Source organism: Pantoea sp. CTOTU46764 (genome assembly GCF_031974595.1).
GTDB classification, from domain to species: domain Bacteria; phylum Pseudomonadota; class Gammaproteobacteria; order Enterobacterales; family Enterobacteriaceae; genus Pantoea; species Pantoea trifolii.
In genome coordinates this window covers 1-15,865 of record NZ_DALYOQ010000030.1, presented here as the reverse complement: position 1 = coordinate 15,865, position 15,865 = coordinate 1, and the positions used below count along the sequence as shown (strand labels likewise).

At 54.7% G+C, this 15,865-nt stretch carries 14 protein-coding genes; 5 read left to right on the top strand and 9 right to left on the bottom strand.

From position 1 onward, the window contains the following. Positions 1-110 precede the first annotated feature (110 nt). Together lysM and RTM06_RS12090 are read left to right on the top strand one after the other, a co-directional pair. Positions 111-551: a peptidoglycan-binding protein LysM gene (gene lysM, locus RTM06_RS12095; RefSeq protein ID WP_008103980.1), complete on the top strand. Its 441-nt coding sequence runs from the start codon at positions 111-113 to the stop codon at positions 549-551. Between the two features lie 14 nt (positions 552-565). Further along, positions 566-1,126, top strand: coding sequence for a DUF3251 domain-containing protein (locus RTM06_RS12090; protein WP_312182437.1), 561 nt, complete (start codon positions 566-568; stop codon positions 1,124-1,126). 56 nt (positions 1,127-1,182) lie between these two features. Here the strand turns inward: RTM06_RS12090 and secF are convergent, their stop codons facing one another. Genes secF through queA form a run of 5 tightly spaced genes read right to left on the bottom strand, consistent with a single transcriptional unit; the run spans position 1,183 to position 6,621 of the window. Beyond that, positions 1,183-2,151 carry a protein translocase subunit SecF gene (gene secF, locus RTM06_RS12085; RefSeq protein WP_256695780.1) on the bottom strand — a complete coding sequence of 323 codons (969 nt, stop codon included), beginning with the start codon at positions 2,149-2,151 and terminating at the stop codon, positions 1,183-1,185. Positions 2,152-2,161: 10 nt separating this feature from the next. Continuing rightward, positions 2,162-4,009 (bottom strand): protein translocase subunit SecD, encoded by a 1,848-nt coding sequence (secD, locus tag RTM06_RS12080; protein ID WP_312182434.1) that lies wholly within the window; start codon positions 4,007-4,009, stop codon positions 2,162-2,164. A gap of 25 nt (positions 4,010-4,034) precedes the next feature. Further along, the gene (gene yajC, locus RTM06_RS12075; protein ID WP_008103990.1) at positions 4,035-4,367 is read right to left on the bottom strand and encodes a preprotein translocase subunit YajC; all 333 of its coding nucleotides are present in this window, start codon (positions 4,365-4,367) and stop codon (positions 4,035-4,037) included. 24 nt (positions 4,368-4,391) lie between these two features. Then, a complete protein-coding gene (gene tgt / locus RTM06_RS12070) occupies positions 4,392-5,516 on the bottom strand; it encodes a tRNA guanosine(34) transglycosylase Tgt (protein ID WP_061717469.1) in 1,125 nt (374 codons plus the stop codon). A gap of 34 nt (positions 5,517-5,550) precedes the next feature. Next, on the bottom strand, positions 5,551-6,621 hold the full coding sequence (gene queA, locus RTM06_RS12065; RefSeq protein WP_256695778.1) for a tRNA preQ1(34) S-adenosylmethionine ribosyltransferase-isomerase QueA: 1,071 nt from the start codon (positions 6,619-6,621) through the stop codon (positions 5,551-5,553). A gap of 183 nt (positions 6,622-6,804) precedes the next feature. On the opposite strand from queA, the gene RTM06_RS12060 reads away from it, so the two are divergent. The 3 genes from RTM06_RS12060 to RTM06_RS12050 all read left to right on the top strand — a co-directional run bounded on the left by RTM06_RS12060 (position 6,805) and on the right by RTM06_RS12050 (position 9,730). Beyond that, positions 6,805-7,386 carry an ACP phosphodiesterase gene (locus RTM06_RS12060; protein ID WP_312182430.1) on the top strand — a complete coding sequence of 194 codons (582 nt, stop codon included), beginning with the start codon at positions 6,805-6,807 and terminating at the stop codon, positions 7,384-7,386. A 92-nt stretch (positions 7,387-7,478) separates the two neighbouring features. Then, positions 7,479-8,729: a mechanosensitive ion channel family protein gene (locus RTM06_RS12055; protein ID WP_265299804.1), complete on the top strand. Its 1,251-nt coding sequence runs from the start codon at positions 7,479-7,481 to the stop codon at positions 8,727-8,729. A 191-nt stretch (positions 8,730-8,920) separates the two neighbouring features. Beyond that, positions 8,921-9,730, top strand: coding sequence for an inositol monophosphatase (locus RTM06_RS12050; RefSeq protein WP_312182428.1), 810 nt, complete (start codon positions 8,921-8,923; stop codon positions 9,728-9,730). 324 nt (positions 9,731-10,054) lie between these two features. On the opposite strand, the gene proY is transcribed toward RTM06_RS12050, so the two are convergent. From proY to RTM06_RS12030, 4 genes are all read right to left on the bottom strand, one after another. Next, the gene (gene proY / locus RTM06_RS12045) at positions 10,055-11,410 is read right to left on the bottom strand and encodes a proline-specific permease ProY (protein ID WP_293794308.1); all 1,356 of its coding nucleotides are present in this window, start codon (positions 11,408-11,410) and stop codon (positions 10,055-10,057) included. Positions 11,411-11,477: 67 nt separating this feature from the next. Then, complete coding sequence (gene brnQ, locus RTM06_RS12040) at positions 11,478-12,797, bottom strand: branched-chain amino acid transporter carrier protein BrnQ (protein ID WP_061717476.1); 1,320 nt, start codon at positions 12,795-12,797, stop codon at positions 11,478-11,480. 402 nt (positions 12,798-13,199) lie between these two features. Beyond that, on the bottom strand, positions 13,200-14,303 hold the full coding sequence (locus RTM06_RS12035; protein WP_312182424.1) for a cobalamin-independent methionine synthase II family protein: 1,104 nt from the start codon (positions 14,301-14,303) through the stop codon (positions 13,200-13,202). Positions 14,304-14,469: 166 nt separating this feature from the next. Further along, positions 14,470-15,396: a PstS family phosphate ABC transporter substrate-binding protein gene (locus RTM06_RS12030; RefSeq protein WP_312182422.1), complete on the bottom strand. Its 927-nt coding sequence runs from the start codon at positions 15,394-15,396 to the stop codon at positions 14,470-14,472. Between the last annotated feature and the right edge of the window lie 469 nt (positions 15,397-15,865).

Here is a 15,865-nt window from a genome sequence, read left to right as displayed (position 1 = left end):
TGACATTAAGCCAAATGCAAGACATCTCCCCCATGTTCCCTCGTCAAAAAACCACTACGCTTAGAGAGCTGCCAGCAAGGCGGCCAACATCATAAAAATCTGGAGGATGTATGGGTCTGTTTGATTTCGTGAAAGATGCTGGAGAAAAACTGTGGGATGCCGTGAGTGGCGGCGGCGACGATGCCAGCAAGAAATTGCAGGATCACATTAACAAACTCGGTTTGCCCGACAGCGATAAGGTCAAGGTAGATGTGAAAGGCGATACCGTGACCGTGACCGGTGATGGCATCTCTCAGGAGTTGAAAGAGAAGATTCTGGTCGCAGCCGGTAACGTCGCGGGGATCACCAAGGTCGATGACAAGGTCACCACCAGCGATGCCGCTACGCCCGCGAAATTCTACACCGTGAAAAAAGGCGATACCTTGAGTGCGGTATCGAAAGAGGTCTACGGAAATCCTAATCAATACAACAAGATTTTCGAGGCCAACAAGCCAATGCTGACGCATCCTGATAAGATCTACCCTGGCCAGGTTTTACGTATTCCCGAATAAAGAAAGGACATTGCATGACGATCAGGACGTTTTGGGCTCCGGCAGCACTCTCTTTGCTGGTTCTCAGTGGTTGCAGTTCAACGCCGGTTTCACCGCAGGTCAAAGAGTTGCATCAGGAAGTGAGTCAGCTTAATCAGCAGATGCGCAAGCTGACCAATCAGGCAACGGCGCTGGAGATTCAGGGACAGCTGAACAGCCAATCCAACCAGGGCGCGTGGCTGTTGCCGCAAGCCAATACGCCGGTAGAACTGCAGACGCAGCTGGGTAAACTGCGCTTGTCACTCTCGCAGGTGGCGGGTGAAGCCAGCGGCAGTCGCGCCAACCTGAATATCCGCTCGACCGATGACCAGCCGATTCCGGCGCTGCGCGCTACCGTGGTTTGGGGCGAAATGGATCCGGCCAGCGGCAAACCGCTTAACGCGGGCAGTCTGAGCCAGACCATCGACGTTCCCGCCGAGTTAATGCCACGCAGTTCGGTTAGCGTGCCGCTGCGACTCAGCGGGTTAACCCCGGATCAACTCGGCTACGTGCGCGTGCACGATGTTGAGCCTCCAGCCGCGAAAAGCATGCCCTGATCGACAGGCATAAAAAAAGGGCTGCCATTGGCAGCCCTTTCTATTTTCACGCAGAATTACGGCAGAATCGAAGGCTGATCTGCGCCCTCTTTTTCCACTTTCTGCACCAGCATGTGTTCACGCTTCATGCCCAGTTTCAACGCCAGCGCTGAAGAGACATAAATCGATGAAATGGTACCGATGGTGACACCGATCAGCATGGTCAGTGAGAAGCCTTTCAGCAACGCACCACCAAACACGAACAGGATCATGATCATCGCCAGCGTAGTGATGGAGGTGATCAAGGTACGGCTCAGCGTCTGGGTCAGCGACACGTTGGTGATGTCGTAAGAAGAACCGCGACGGATTTTGCGGAAGTTCTCACGAATACGGTCAGATACCACGATCTTATCGTTAAGCGAGTAACCAATCACCGACATCAGCGAGGCGACAATCGTCAGATCAATTTCAACCCGTGACAGCGCCAGAATTCCGCAGGTGATGATCACATCGTGCGCCAGCGCCAGTACGGTACCCAGCGCCAAACGCCACTCAAAGCGGAAGCCGATGTAGATCAGAATCGCAATCAGCGCCGACAGCAGCGCCATCGCACCCGCCTGCGCCAGATCGCTACCCACGCTTGGGCCAACGAACTCGACACGCTTCACGGTGGCGTTCTGCTGCGTGGTCTGGCTTATGGAAGCCAGCACTTTGTTGCCCAGTTCGGTGCCAGCATTGCCGGTTGCCGGAGGCATACGCACCATCACATCGCGGCTGCTACCAAAGTTCTGCACCAGCGGCTCTTCAAAGCCCGCTTTCACCAAGCCTTCGCGTAGCGCATCAAGATCCGCCGGTTTTTCCAGGTTAATCTCAATCACCGTTCCGCCGGTAAAGTCGAGGCCCCAGTTGAAGCCTTTGACAGCGACGATGGCGATAGACGCCACAATCAGCAGACCGGAGATGATGAAAGCCAGCTTATCCCAGCGCATAAAGTCGACGACTTTACGCCCGTGGTTTAGCTGCTCAATACTATATTCCTGTGCCACAACGCACTCCTCAGATAGACAGCTTGTTGATGCGTTTGCCGCCGTACAACAGGTTTACGATGGCACGTGTACCGACGATGGCGGTAAACATTGACGTCGCCACACCGATACCGGTAGTAATCGCAAAGCCTTTAATTGCCCCGGTGCCTACGGCATACAGGATGATGACCTTGATAAGCGTCGTGACGTTAGCATCAAAGATGGAGCTAAACGCGCCTTTGTACCCTTCGTCGATCGCCTGCTGAACCGAACGGCCGTTGCTCAACTCTTCTTTGATACGTTCGTTGATCAGCACGTTGGCATCCACCGCCACCGCAAGGGTTAAGACGATCCCCGCGATACCCGGCATGGTCAGGGTTGCCCCCGGCAGCAGAGACATCACGCCGACGATCAGCACCAGGTTGGCAATGAGCGCAGAGGTCGCGATCAAACCAAACTTCTTATAGAAGAAGATCATGAAGATGATGGAGGCAGCGAGGCCCGCCAGACACGCTTCCAGACCCTGCTGAATGTTCTGCATCCCCAGGGTTGGGCCAATGGTGCGCTCTTCAACGATCTGGATGGGGGCAATCAGCGCACCTGCACGCAGCAGCAGCGAGAGCTGACGCGCTTCGTTCGGGTTGTTGATGCCGGTGATGCGGAAGCTGTTGCCGAGGCGAGACTGGATGTTGGCGATGTTAATCACCTCTTCCTGCTTCACCAGCACGGCACGACCGTTGGCATCTTTCTTACCGCTGTCCTTGTACTCCACAAACAGGGTCGCCATCGGCTTGCCGATGTTGTCCTTGGTGAAGTTCGACATCATGTTGCCGCCCGCGCCATCCAGTGAAATGTTCACCTGCGGCTGGTTGTACTCATCCATGCTCGACGTGGAATCGGTAATGTGATCACCGGTCAGAATCACACGCTTGTACAGCACCACTGGCTGCCCTTCGCGGGTTTTCTTCACTTCCGAATCGCCTGGCACACGGCCGCTGGCCGCGGCGGTTGGATCTACGCTGGTGTTCACCAGACGGAATTCCAGCGTGGCGGTTGCGCCCAGGATCTCTTTAGCGCGCGCGGTGTCCTGAATACCCGGCAGTTCGACCACGATGCGATCAGAACCCTGACGCTGCACCAGCGGTTCGGCAACGCCGAGCTGGTTTACACGGTTACGCAGAATGGTGATGTTTTGCTGCACCGCATATTCACGCGCTTCGCTCAGGCGCGCATCACTCATCACCGCACGCAGCGCATCGCTGCCCTGGCTTGAGATCACCAGATCGCGGTGGCGAGTAGACAAGTAGCTGATTGCCGCGTCACGGCTGGCGCCGTCACGGAAACGCACTTCTACGCCATAGTTCGCGATTTTATTAACGGTAGTATACGGAATGCTTTTGTCGCGCAGATCGCTGCGCAGGCTGTCGGCGTTCTGCTCTTGCAGTTTGCCCAGAGCCGTATCCATATCCACTTCCATCAGGAAGTGAACGCCGCCGCGCAGATCAAGACCGAGTTTCATCGGTTCTGCGGCCAGCATGCTCAGCCAGCGAGGGGTTGCCGGCGCGAGGTTGAGTGCCACAATGTAGTCTTCGCCCAGCGCGGTGGTGATAGCATCACGCGCGCGCAGCTGCGCATCCTGCGTTGCAAAGCGGGCCAGAATGGCACCATTTTCCAGAGCGAGGGATTTGCTCTCGATATTGTCTTGTTTTAATACGGTCTGGATCTGATCCAACGTTTGCTCACTGGCGGCGCCACCGCGCGCACCAGTGATCTGAACGGCCGGATCCTCACCATAAAGGTTAGGAAGCGCATAGAGCAGGCCGACGAGAATCACGACGACCAGCATGATGTACTTCCACAAAGGATAACGGTTTAACACGGCAGTTCCCTTCGGGAAGAAAAAATTACAGCGCCTTCAAAGTACCTTTCGGCAGAACGGCGGCCACGAAATCACGTTTAACAACTACTTCAGTGGTGTCGTTCAGGGCAATAGAAACATAGCCAGTTTCTGCCACTTTGGTCACACGGCCAACTAAACCACCGCTGGTCAGCACTTCATCACCTTTAGAGATGGAATCCATCAGCTTCTTGTGATCTTTAGTACGCTTCTGCTGCGGACGCAGAATCATGAAGTAGAAGATCAGACCAAATACCACCAGCATGATCACCAGAGAATACGGACTTCCCTGAGACGGTGCGCCTGCTGCGGCTACGGCGTCAGAAATGAAAAAGCTCATTAAATTTCCCTCATTGATGAATTATCAGACGTTCAGCGGAGGAACCGCCTTCCCCGTCCGTTGGTAGAACTCGCTAACAAAGTGCTCTAATTTACCCTCTTCGATAGCCTTACGTAAACCGGCCATCAAACGCTGGTAGTAGCGCAGATTGTGAATCGTATTCAGGCGTGCGCCCAGTATTTCGTTACAGCGATCAAGATGATGCAAGTAGGCGCGGCTATAATTGCGACAGGTGTAACAATCACACTCTGCATCCAGCGTTGCGGTGTCATCTTTATACCGGGCATTACGAATTTTCACCACGCCATCCGTAACAAACAGATGACCATTACGCGCATTGCGCGTTGGCATAACGCAGTCAAACATATCAATACCGCGGCGAACGCCTTCCACCAGATCTTCTGGCTTGCCGACGCCCATCAAATAACGCGGTTTGTCTTGCGGAATTTGCGGACAGACGTGCTCCAGGATTCGGTGCATGTCCTCTTTAGGTTCACCCACCGCCAGGCCGCCCACAGCGTACCCATCAAAGCCAATCTCTACCAGACCTTTAACGGAGACATCTCGTAAATCTTCGTAAACACCGCCCTGAATAATGCCGAATAATGCATTTTTATTGCCGAGCGAATCGAAGCGGTCACGGCTGCGCTGGGCCCAGCGCAACGACATCTCCATCGAACGTTTGGCGTAATCCCAATCCGCAGGATATGGCGTACATTCGTCGAAGATCATCACTACGTCAGAGCCGAGATCGAACTGAATCTCCATCGACTTTTCCGGATCGAGGAAAATCGGGTCGCCGTTAATCGGGTTGCGGAAATGCACGCCCGCTTCGGTGATCTTGCGAATATCGCCGAGGCTGAATACCTGGAAGCCGCCGGAATCGGTGAGGATCGGCCCTTGCCAGTTCATGAAATCGTGCAGGTCGCCGTGCAGTTTCATGATCTCCTGACCTGGGCGCAGCCACAGGTGGAAGGTGTTGCCGAGCAGGATCTGCGCACCGGTCTCTTTCACTTCTTCCGGCGTCATGCCTTTCACCGTGCCGTAGGTGCCCACGGGCATAAATGCCGGGGTTTCGACTACGCCACGATCAAAGACCAGACGGCCACGGCGCGCGCGCCCGTCGGTGGTATCTAATTCAAATTTCACATTAACCTCTAATCAGAGAAACAGTCTGATTCAATTATGCGCCGACGCTTTCATCAGGCGCTTGTGGATTACGGGTGATGTACATCGCATCCCCGTAGCTAAAGAAACGGTACTGCTCTGCCACCGCGCTGTGATAAGCCGCCATGGTGTGCTGATAACCGGCAAAGGCCGAAACCAGCATAATCAGGGTCGATTCCGGCAAGTGGAAGTTGGTGATCAACGCATCGATCACCTGATAGTGATAGCCGGGATAGATGAAAATCTGCGTGTCATCGAAGAACGGGGCAATCAGCGCGTTCTGGCTGGCCTTCGCGGCGCTCTCCAGCGATCGCACTGAGGTGGTGCCCACGGCGACCACTTTGTTGCCGCGCGCTTTACACGCCAGCACCGCATCCACCACATCCTGCGGCACTTCCGCGTATTCGGCGTGCATGATGTGATCTTCGATGGTTTCCACGCGCACCGGCTGGAAAGTCCCTGCACCGACGTGCAGCGTGACGAACGCCATCTCAACGCCTTTGGCTCTCAGCGCCTCCAGCAGCGGCTCGTCAAAGTGCAAACCGGCGGTCGGCGCGGCGACGGCGCCGGGACGCACGCCGTACACGGTTTGGTACAGCTCACGGTCTGCATCTTCATCCGGACGATCGATATATGGCGGCAGCGGCATATGACCGACGCTGTTGAGAATATCCAGCACCGCACGGTCGTCTTCGAAAGCGATTTCAAACAGCGTGTCATGACGCGCCACCATCGTGGCTTTGACGCTTTCGTCATCGCCCAGCAGTAACTCTGCACCCGGCTTGGGCGCTTTAGAAGCGCGCACGTGCGCCAGCACGCGTTTGTCGTCCAGCATGCGCTCAACCAGCATCTCGATTTTGCCGCCGCTGGCTTTACGGCCAAAAACGCGCGCCGGAATCACGCGGGTGTTGTTGAACACCAGCAGATCGCCCGGATTGAGCTTATCCATCACGTCTGTAAATACGCCGTGGCTTAACGCGCCGCTTGGGCCATCCAGCGACAGTAAGCGGCAACCGCTTCGCTGCGCCTGCGGATAGTGGGCGATTAAGGATTCTGGCAACTCAAAGGTAAAATCGGCTACGCGCATGCTTCACTTCTTCAGGACTTAAAATCAGGCGGCATAGTCTAGCGGAAAAGCGGCAAATTCTGAACAACTGGCTGAGTTTCTGTGAGTCTGCTTTTACACAAAATAATTCGAGGTACAGGAAGGCGGTGAATGAGAGCAGCCAACGCACCTGTAACTTGACGTATGACGTGTATATAATGCGCCATGAACTTTCTCGCTCACCTTCACCTGGCGCAGCTGGCTAACAGCTCTCTGCTGGGCAATCTCATGGCCGATTTCGTGCGCGGCAACGTGCAATCACAATGGCCTGCACCGGTGGTGGCTGGCATTGCCATGCATCGTCGCCTCGACGTCCTGACCGATAATCTGCCCGAAGTGCGTATTGCGCGTGAGCTATTTCGCCCGGAAACAAGCCGCGTGGCGCCCATCACGCTGGACGTGATTTGGGACCACTTTCTCGCACTGCACTGGGAGAAAATTCACCCGACGCAATCGCTGGTAGCGTTTACCGCTGCGGCAGAACAAGACATCGTGCCGCAACTGGCCGGCACGCCGGAAGGTTTCATCGAACTGAATGCAGTGATGTGGCGCGAACGCTGGTTTGAGCACTATGCCGAACCGACACGGCTGGCGCGGGTGCTAAATGGCATGGCGCATCGCCGTCCGCGTCTGGCCGCACTGCGCGATTCTTACCAGGATTTTGTTGCTCATTATGATCAACTTGAGCCGCTGTTCTTCCAGTTTTATCCGCGCTTAATGGCCGCCGCGCGGGCGCAGGAATTGTAATATTAGGTAATTCAAGACCCGTCTGTTGGACGGGAAATTTCCCATCCCCTACCCTTCGTGGCCTTAATCTTCGTCACACTTAGGGAAATCTCATGCAGCATCTTATTGCCAACCGGCTCGCAGAAGCCGGTCTTAGCTACACGCACATTATGGCGTTAGGGATAGTGATCGCCATTATCTTTGCCATCTCGTTAATCACTCACGCCATTCTGCACCGCGCCATCTTGCCGCTCCTGCGTCGCTATACCGAGAAAAGCAGCCGTCAGTGGCCGAAGGCGCTGATTAACAGCCGCCTGTTTAGCCGCAGCGTATGGTTGATGCAAGGCGTGCTATTCAAATTACAGACCGAGCTGTTCCTGCACGACAGCTCTCAGATCTATCCTGCGCTGCTGATTTTCGCTCAGCTGTGGATGATGATCTTCGCCCTGCTGATGCTGTTCTCGCTGCTGGATCTGCTGCAGCAGCTCAGCGCAAACAGCATGCTGGCGCAGCAATTGCCGCTGCGCGGAATTATCCAGAGCGTGAAATTGATCGCCGCCATTTTAATGGTGATCATGATTATTTCGCTGCTGTTGGGTAAATCGCCTGGCGTATTGATCACCGGTCTCGGTGCCATGACGGCGGTGCTGATGCTGGTATTTAAAGATCCGATTCTCGGTCTGGTGGCCGGCATTCAGTTAGCGGCCAATAATATGCTGAAAATGAATGATTGGCTGGAAATGCCGAAATATGGCGCGGACGGTGCGGTCATTGATATTTCCCTGACCACGGTAAAAGTGCGCAACTGGGATAACACCATTGTGACCATTCCTGCTTACGCCTTAATTTCCGACTCCTTTAAAAACTGGCGCGGCATGTCGGAATCCGGCGGACGTCGCATTAAGCGCAGTATTAATATCGACACCACCAGCATCACTTTCCTTGATGACGCCATGATGCAGCAGTTAAAAAGTGCGCATCTGCTCACGCCCTATCTGAATAGCAAAAGCGAAGAAGTGGCGGCGTGGAATGCGCAGCTCGGCTGTGATTTGAATTCGCCGCTCAACGGTCGCCGCCTGACTAACGTTGGTACTTTCCGCGCCTGGTTGCAAAGCTGGCTGGAGCAACATCCGCATATTCATAAGGAGATGACATTAATGGTGCGTCAGTTAGCGCCGGGTGAAAACGGTTTGCCGCTGGAAGTGTATGTGTTCACCAGCACCACGGTATGGAAAGAGTATGAAAATATTCAATCGGATATCTTCGACCATATTTACGCGGTGCTGCCGACTTTTGGCCTGCGCGTACACCAATCGCCTACCGGCAACGACATGCGTCAAATCGGCGTGAGAACCCACCATTAACGCTTCATCCCGCATAACCCGCCAGTGAAAATAAAAATTTTAGTGGCGGGCCTTCTCCCCCTCTTGTCACGCGCAGTCATCTACGGCTTAATGAAACCTTTCTTAACTTTTGTTAAGTCCGTCACACAGCCAATACGCCATTTTGGGCGTCTGTTGTCGCTTCGCCAGCCTAAAAATCATAAGAGGAAAAGATGTCATCAGCTTCGCTTACCGAACTCGACGCACGTTATCATTTCGCCTGTGAGGTTGCTAAAACCGCCGCAAGTCGGGCTTTATCCTGGTATCAGCAACGTCATCAATTAGTGGTTGAGCATAAGAAAGACCTGCAGGATGTGGTCAGCGAAGCCGATCGCAACGTGGAGGAATTAGTCAAGCATCTGATCCACGAACGCTTTCCTGACGATGCGGTGCTGGGCGAAGAGAGCGGCGGAGAAACGTCAGGCGCACGCTTTATCTGGGTGATCGATCCGATTGATGGCATCAGCAGCTTCCTGAACGGCTTGCACAACTGGTGCGTTTCGCTGGCGATTGTTTGTGAAAACGAAGCCGTAATCGGCGTGGTGTGCGATCCCAATCATCATGAAACCTTTCACGCCTGCCGAGGAAAAGGTGCCTGGGTAAATGATAAACGCATTCAGGCGCACAGCGCGCAGCAGCTCGATCAGGGATTGCTCGGTTTGAGCAGTTCCAACAGCCAACCGATTGAACCGCTGACCGCTTTTATCAGCACATTACTGGCGCAGGGCGGCATGTTTATCCGTAACGGTTCGGGAGCATTAATGAGTGCGTGGGCCGCGGCGGGTCGACTAATAGGTTACTACGAAGCGCATATGAATCCGTGGGATGGCTTGCCGGGCATCGTGCTGATGCGTGAAGCGGGCGGCATCACCAACGATTATCTGGCTAATCAGGGTTTGCAAAATGGCAATCCGGTGCTGCTGGCAAATGCGGTAATTTATCCACAGCTGAAAGCGCTATTGCCTGCGCATTTGTCGTTATAATTTTCACATTGGGTTAAGTTCGTTAATTTATGCGAACTTAACCTTTAACTAAAATTACTTAAGCGCACTGTAAGTAATATTCTACTTCGTAGTGAGACTTTTCTCTTTTTTTTTCGAACATCCTGGCATCAATAAAAATACGATATGCTGCGCAAGTCAAACATCCCTTAGTAATACTCATTGTTTCCTTTTTGCAGTTCTTTTCGGCGCCAGGATGCGCCGAGATATTTTTGGTGTTTTATTATTTTGGGATGGCGTGATTATTTTTATATTGAAATCGTCATATATAAAAAGGTCGCCATAAATGGCGACCCTACAATATAGTTAGCCTTTACGCTTTTTCACTAGCGGCCACGCCAGCAACAGCAGCGCAATCCACGCAAAACCAACGTAAAGCGACACGCGCGTATCCGGGAAGTAACCAATCAGTCCAATAATGAAGGCCAGGAACAGCACGCCAAACCATGCGGTAGTACTGCCGCCCGGCATGGCAAAATCCAGCTTCCCGGCTTGCTCTTTGCCAATCTTGCGGCGAAAGGCAATCTGCGACAGCAGAATCATGATCCATACCCAAACGGTAGCAAAGGTCGCCAGCGAGGCGATGACCAGGAACACTTTCTCCGGCATCAGGTAGTTGAGATACACCGCGATCAACATCGCCAGCATCATCACCAACACGGTCACCCACGGAATCCCGCGATTCGATACCTTCTGGAATACCTTCGGTGCGTGGCCCTGTTGCGCCATGCCGTGCAGCATACGTCCCACGCCAAACACATCGCTATTGATTGCCGACAGCGACGCCGTCAGCACCACGAAGTTAAGGATCGACGCTGCCGCCGCAATGCCCAAATGCTGGAAGGTCAGCACGAACGGACTGCCGGAAGTGCCCACCTGATTCCACGGATAAATCGACATGATGACGAACAGCGTACCAACGTAGAACACCAGAATACGCATCGGTACGGAGTTGATGGCGCGTGGAATCGAGGTTTTCGGATCTTCCGCTTCACCGGCGGTAATGCCGATAATCTCAATCCCGCCGTAGGCAAACATCACCATCTGCAGTGACAGCAGCATGCCGACGATGCCGTGCGCGAAGAAGCCGCCGTTGGTCCACAGATTGTGAATGCCGGTCGGCTGACCGCCGTTGCCGATGCCCCAGAAAATCATGCCGAAGCCGGCGAGGATCATGATGATGATGGTGGCGACTTTGAAAAAGGAGAACCAAAACTCCACTTCGCCAAACACTTTCACGCTCATCAGGTTGATGGCGCCGATAATCAGCACCACGCTCAACACCCAAATCCAGTGCGGCACATCGGGGAACCACACACCCATGTAGATACCAAAAGCCGTGACGTCGGCAATCGCCACAATCAGGATTTCAAAACAGTAGGTCCAGCCGGTGATATAACCGGCCAGCGGGCCAAGATAATCCTGCGCATAGCGCGAGAATGAGCTGGCCTGCGGGTTGTTGACCGACATCTCACCCAGCGCACGCATGATGATGTACGCCACCGCGCCGCCGATGATATAGGCCAGCAGCACGCTTGGGCCTGCCATTTTGATGGCATCCGCCGAGCCATAGAACAGCCCGGTGCCAATCGCCGATCCCAGCGCCATAAAGCGAATGTGGCGCGTGCTCAGTCCGCGTTTGAGCTTATTGGTTTCTTGCATAACACTCAGTACCTTGAAAATGAAAAACCACGGGCAAGCCCGTGGTTGAAATTAACAGCAATGTCGCTTACTGATGAACCGCGACCTGCTCACGTCCTTTTGCCCGATCAACTACCGCAGCAATCACCAGCATCGCCAGCGATGGCGGTAACCAGGAAAGCCCCTGATCGGCCAGCGGCAGATGCTGGCTGAACAGCGGCAACACATCTTTAAAGCTGGTGGTTTTGATGGCATCAACGATACCGAACAGCAGGCTTACCAGCATGGTCGGCGCGATGATACGCGAACTTTTGTTCCAGAACTTCAGCGTGAAGCTCAGCACCACCAGCACGATGCAGGGCGGATAAATCGCCGTCAGCACCGGAATCGAGATCTGAATCAGATGGCTCAGGCCGAGATTCGACACCACCATCGAAAACAGACCCAGAATAAATACCAGCGTTTTATACGACAGCGGAACGTATTGCGCAAAGAATTCAGCACAAGCGCAGGTCAGGCCCACCGCCGTCACCATGCAGGCGACGAAGATCAGCGCGGCGAGGAAGAAGCTGCCCATGCCGCCAAAGGTCTGCTGCACGTAAGCATGCAGAATCTCAGCACCGTTGGCGCTCTGCGCCACTAATGCGCCGCTATCGTTACCGAGCTTGAACAGCGTCAGGTAAATCAGCGTCAAACCGATACCCGCGATAATACCCGCCAGCATGGTGTAGCGCGTCAGCAGTTTGGCATCTTCAACACCGCGTGAACGCGCCGCATTGACGATAACGATACCGAACACCAGCGCACCCAGCGTATCCATGGTCAGATAACCATTGACGAAACCGCTGGAGAAGGCCGCACGCTGATACTCTTCGGTGCCCGGCGAAACGCCACCAGCCGGCCAAATCAGCACGGCAACGCCGAGCACAATCAGCGCCAGAATTTTCAGCGGTGCGAGGAAGTGACCTACGGTATCCAGCAATTTGCCCGGATACAGCGAGATGCCGATCACCAGCGCAAAGTAAATCAGGCTATAGATGAACAGCGGCAGCGCGCCGTCGCCGGTCAGCGGTGCAATACCGACGGCAAAGGAAACGGTAGCGGTACGCGGCGTGGCAAACAGCGGGCCAACAGCCAGATAGCAAACGGTCGCCAGCAGCAAGCCTGCGGCTTTACCAATCGGTGAGCTCAGCGCATCAATGCCGCCGCCCACGCGCGCCAGCGCGATCACGGTGATCACCGGTAAGCCAACCGCGGTAATCAGGAAGCCGAAGGCCGCAATCCAAACGTGTTCGCCAGACTGAATCCCCACCATCGGTGGGAAGATGATATTTCCTGCGCCAACGAACAGGGCAAACGTCATGAAGCCCAGCGCCAGGATATCCTTGGAGGTTAAACGATGTGTCATAAACTTCTGTACTGCCTGTAGCTGATGTTGCGGTGGAAGTTGAGTTCGTGTTGTCCTCTGGATGCGCTAAAACAAGGCCTTATTCGGCAAGACCAGCGTGTTATGCGGGACTAATCGTTAAAGCGCAGGTGATTTAATCTACTTTTCTTCTGTTCGCAGAGGGATAAATCGACAACGGCGCAAATTAGAACGTTTATAGCGAAGAAAGGCAATACGGGATCGAAAAACCAGAAGGATATAACAAGATAGCGGGAGAAAGCAGTGAATCACGGTGGAATTGTAGGAAAACACCTCAGATGATTTGCTAAAAGTTTCCTCAGCACGGGAGATCTCTTTGCATAAATCGACCTTAAGATGCACAAAAGGCGCGATTTACGCGCCTGTTTGGCTAACTTTACGGAATTACCAGACTGTTCTTGCTATATCGACCACCAGACGAATCTTCTGCCACTGTTGCTCTTCGCTCAGGCTGTTGCCCTCTTCGGTAGACGCAAAACCACACTGCGGGCTGAGGCAGATTTGATCGAGGCTGACGAACTGTGCTGCTTCCTGCAGACGCGCTTTTACCTGTTCCGCATCTTCCAGCTCACCGGTTTTAGTGGTTATCAAACCCAGCACCACTTGCTGATGACCCGGCTTGAGGAAGCGCAGCGGTTCAAAGCCACCCGAACGTTCGTTGTCATACTCAAGGTAGAAGGCATCGATATTTACGCCGCCAAACAGCACTTCGGCGACCGGCTCATAGCCACCTTCGGAGATCCAGGTCGAGCGGAAGTTACCGCGACACACATGCAGCCCGACGGTCAGATCTTCTGGCTTGCCTTCCAGCGCGGTGTTCAGCACCTCAGCATAGATGCGCGCCAGCTCCTGCGGATCTTCACCGCGTTCGCGGATCTGTTGCTGCTGGTCGGTAGAGCACAGATAGGCCCACACCGTGTCATCCAGCTGCAGATAACGGCAGCCAGCCGCGTAAAACGCGTTAATCGCGTCTTTATAGGTCTGCGCCAGATCGGCAAAGTATTCTTTCAGATCGGGATAGACTGTGGCATCGATCACCTTGCGGCCACCGCGGAAGTGCAGCACGCTTGGGCTGGGAATGGTCATCTTGGCAACCGCATCGCCCGCTACGCTTTGCAGGAAGCGGAAGTGATCCAGCATTGGGTGTTGAGGATTAAAGGCCACTTTACCGGTGACTTTCACGCCGTGCGCTTTGGTCTGCACGCCGTTGAACTGAATGCCCTGCTCCGCTTCGAACAGCTCAACGCCGTGCAGATCGCCGAAGAAATCGAAGTGCCACCATGCGCGACGGAATTCCCCATCGGTAACGATCTGCAGCCCGTTGGCGCGCTGCTGCTCCACCACATGACGAATTTCGCGATCCTCCACCTGACGCAGTTGATCAGCATTGATGTCGCCATTGGCAAACTGCACACGCGCCTGCTTGATGGCAGCGGGACGCAGAAAACTGCCGACGGTATCGGCGCGGAACGGGTTATGACGTGGCATCTTATCTCCTCGCTGAGCGCTTAGTTGCGTCAGGGTATAATTTCGCTGGGTTATTTTGGCCATCTGGATGGCTAAATGTCCAAGAAGAATGCCACGCTGTTACAATTTCGGCAATAGAAGAAAATTCAGCTTACATGAAACTATTTCATGTTCAGATGCACGTTCTTCAATTTCCCTCAATGGCCGCCCGCGCTTGCGCCATCTGGCTATTTGACAACGGCAGATAACCGGCCTCGCTCACCCGGCGCTGACCTTGTGGCGACAACACCTGATGCAGAAAGGCATTCACCAGCGGCGGCAGCGGTTTGCCAGGCGCTTTGTTGACGTAGATGTAGAGCGGGCGCGACCACGGATAGCGGCCACTGCGAATGGATTCGGCATCCGGCATCACGCTGTCGCCATTCGCCGTGACCACCGGCAGCATTTTCACGCCGCTGAGATGAAAGCCAAAGCTGGCGTAACCGATGCTATTGGGCGTGGCGGCAACGGCTTGCACCACCGCAGCGGAACCGGGGAATTCAGCAACGTCAGCACGGAAATCGCCTTTACACAGCGCCTGCTGCTTGAAGAAACCCCAGGTACCCGACGCCGAGTTACGCCCATAACGCTGAATACTGCGCGCTGCCCACTGGCTGTCGCTCAAGCCGAGATCGCCCCAGCGCTGCGGCACACTGTGCGCGCCACACAGACGGGTAATAGAGAAAATCGCGTCGAGCTGGCGCGGTTCAATCTGCTGCAGCGGATTACGCTGATTGACCACCACCACCAGCGCATCCATCGCCACCGGCACCGCCAGCGGCGGATAGCCGTAGCGCGCGATGAACAGTTGGCGTTCGTCGATCTGCATCGGACGGCTCATCGCGCCAAGCTGGGCAGCACCCGCAGCTAGCGCGGTCGGTGCGGTAGACGATCCCGCCGCCTGCACCTGAACGTTCACGCCCGGCGACTGGCGGCTAAAATCCTCGCCCCACAGGGTCATCAGATAACCCAACGTATCCGATCCGACGCTGCTCAGATTGCCGGTTAGCATGGTTTGTTGGCCGTGTGCCAAAGCAGAGCAAAGCAGCGAGAGGGATAGCAACAGCGATTTCATGGGCGATTCCGCAATTTAATGAGACGCCTATTCTGGAGCGGCGTGATTTATCGCGCAATAAATTGCGTAAAGGTTGTGAGTTAAGCAGCGCGCTGACATCGCAAGGGTTCCGCCCGCTAAACATCTGGCAGTTTCAGAATGCCTGAAGCAGGCGGCCGGGCTAAGGTCCGAAGGCGCGGACCTTAGCAATCCGCGCCTTGCGCCGTCCTCGCTGTTCCCTCGCTTATCGCTCCGTCCTGACGGACCACGCGGATTCGCCTTCCTGGCTCATGCCGCGCTTTCGCCGACGTCCTGTCGGCTCATCCTGGCCGTCACTCTGCGCTCGGCGCTGCGGATGGCGCGCAACACCGCCGCCTGTGATGACAGTGCACGAGCTGGTTTTTCGTAGGGTGCGCATTCATGCACACCAGGTCACCATGAATGGCGACCCTTATATCTCGATCATTCTCCTCCGGGTGCTATGATCCCC

Excerpts from the sequence above, each read along its gene's own strand:
- lysM (WP_008103980.1), top strand. The coding sequence starts at position 111 with ATGGGTCTGTTTGATTTCGTGAAAGATGCTGGAGAAAAACTGTGGGAT.
- RTM06_RS12090 (WP_312182437.1), top strand. The coding sequence starts at position 566 with ATGACGATCAGGACGTTTTGGGCTCCGGCAGCACTCTCTTTGCTGGTT.
- yajC (WP_008103990.1), bottom strand. The coding sequence starts at position 4,367 with ATGAGCTTTTTCATTTCTGACGCCGTAGCCGCAGCAGGCGCACCGTCT.
- queA (WP_256695778.1), bottom strand. The coding sequence starts at position 6,621 with ATGCGCGTAGCCGATTTTACCTTTGAGTTGCCAGAATCCTTAATCGCC.
- RTM06_RS12060 (WP_312182430.1), top strand. The coding sequence starts at position 6,805 with ATGAACTTTCTCGCTCACCTTCACCTGGCGCAGCTGGCTAACAGCTCT.
- RTM06_RS12055 (WP_265299804.1), top strand. The coding sequence starts at position 7,479 with ATGCAGCATCTTATTGCCAACCGGCTCGCAGAAGCCGGTCTTAGCTAC.
- RTM06_RS12050 (WP_312182428.1), top strand. The coding sequence starts at position 8,921 with ATGTCATCAGCTTCGCTTACCGAACTCGACGCACGTTATCATTTCGCC.
- proY (WP_293794308.1), bottom strand. The coding sequence starts at position 11,410 with ATGCAAGAAACCAATAAGCTCAAACGCGGACTGAGCACGCGCCACATT.
- brnQ (WP_061717476.1), bottom strand. The coding sequence starts at position 12,797 with ATGACACATCGTTTAACCTCCAAGGATATCCTGGCGCTGGGCTTCATG.
- RTM06_RS12035 (WP_312182424.1), bottom strand. The coding sequence starts at position 14,303 with ATGCCACGTCATAACCCGTTCCGCGCCGATACCGTCGGCAGTTTTCTG.
- RTM06_RS12030 (WP_312182422.1), bottom strand. The coding sequence starts at position 15,396 with ATGAAATCGCTGTTGCTATCCCTCTCGCTGCTTTGCTCTGCTTTGGCA.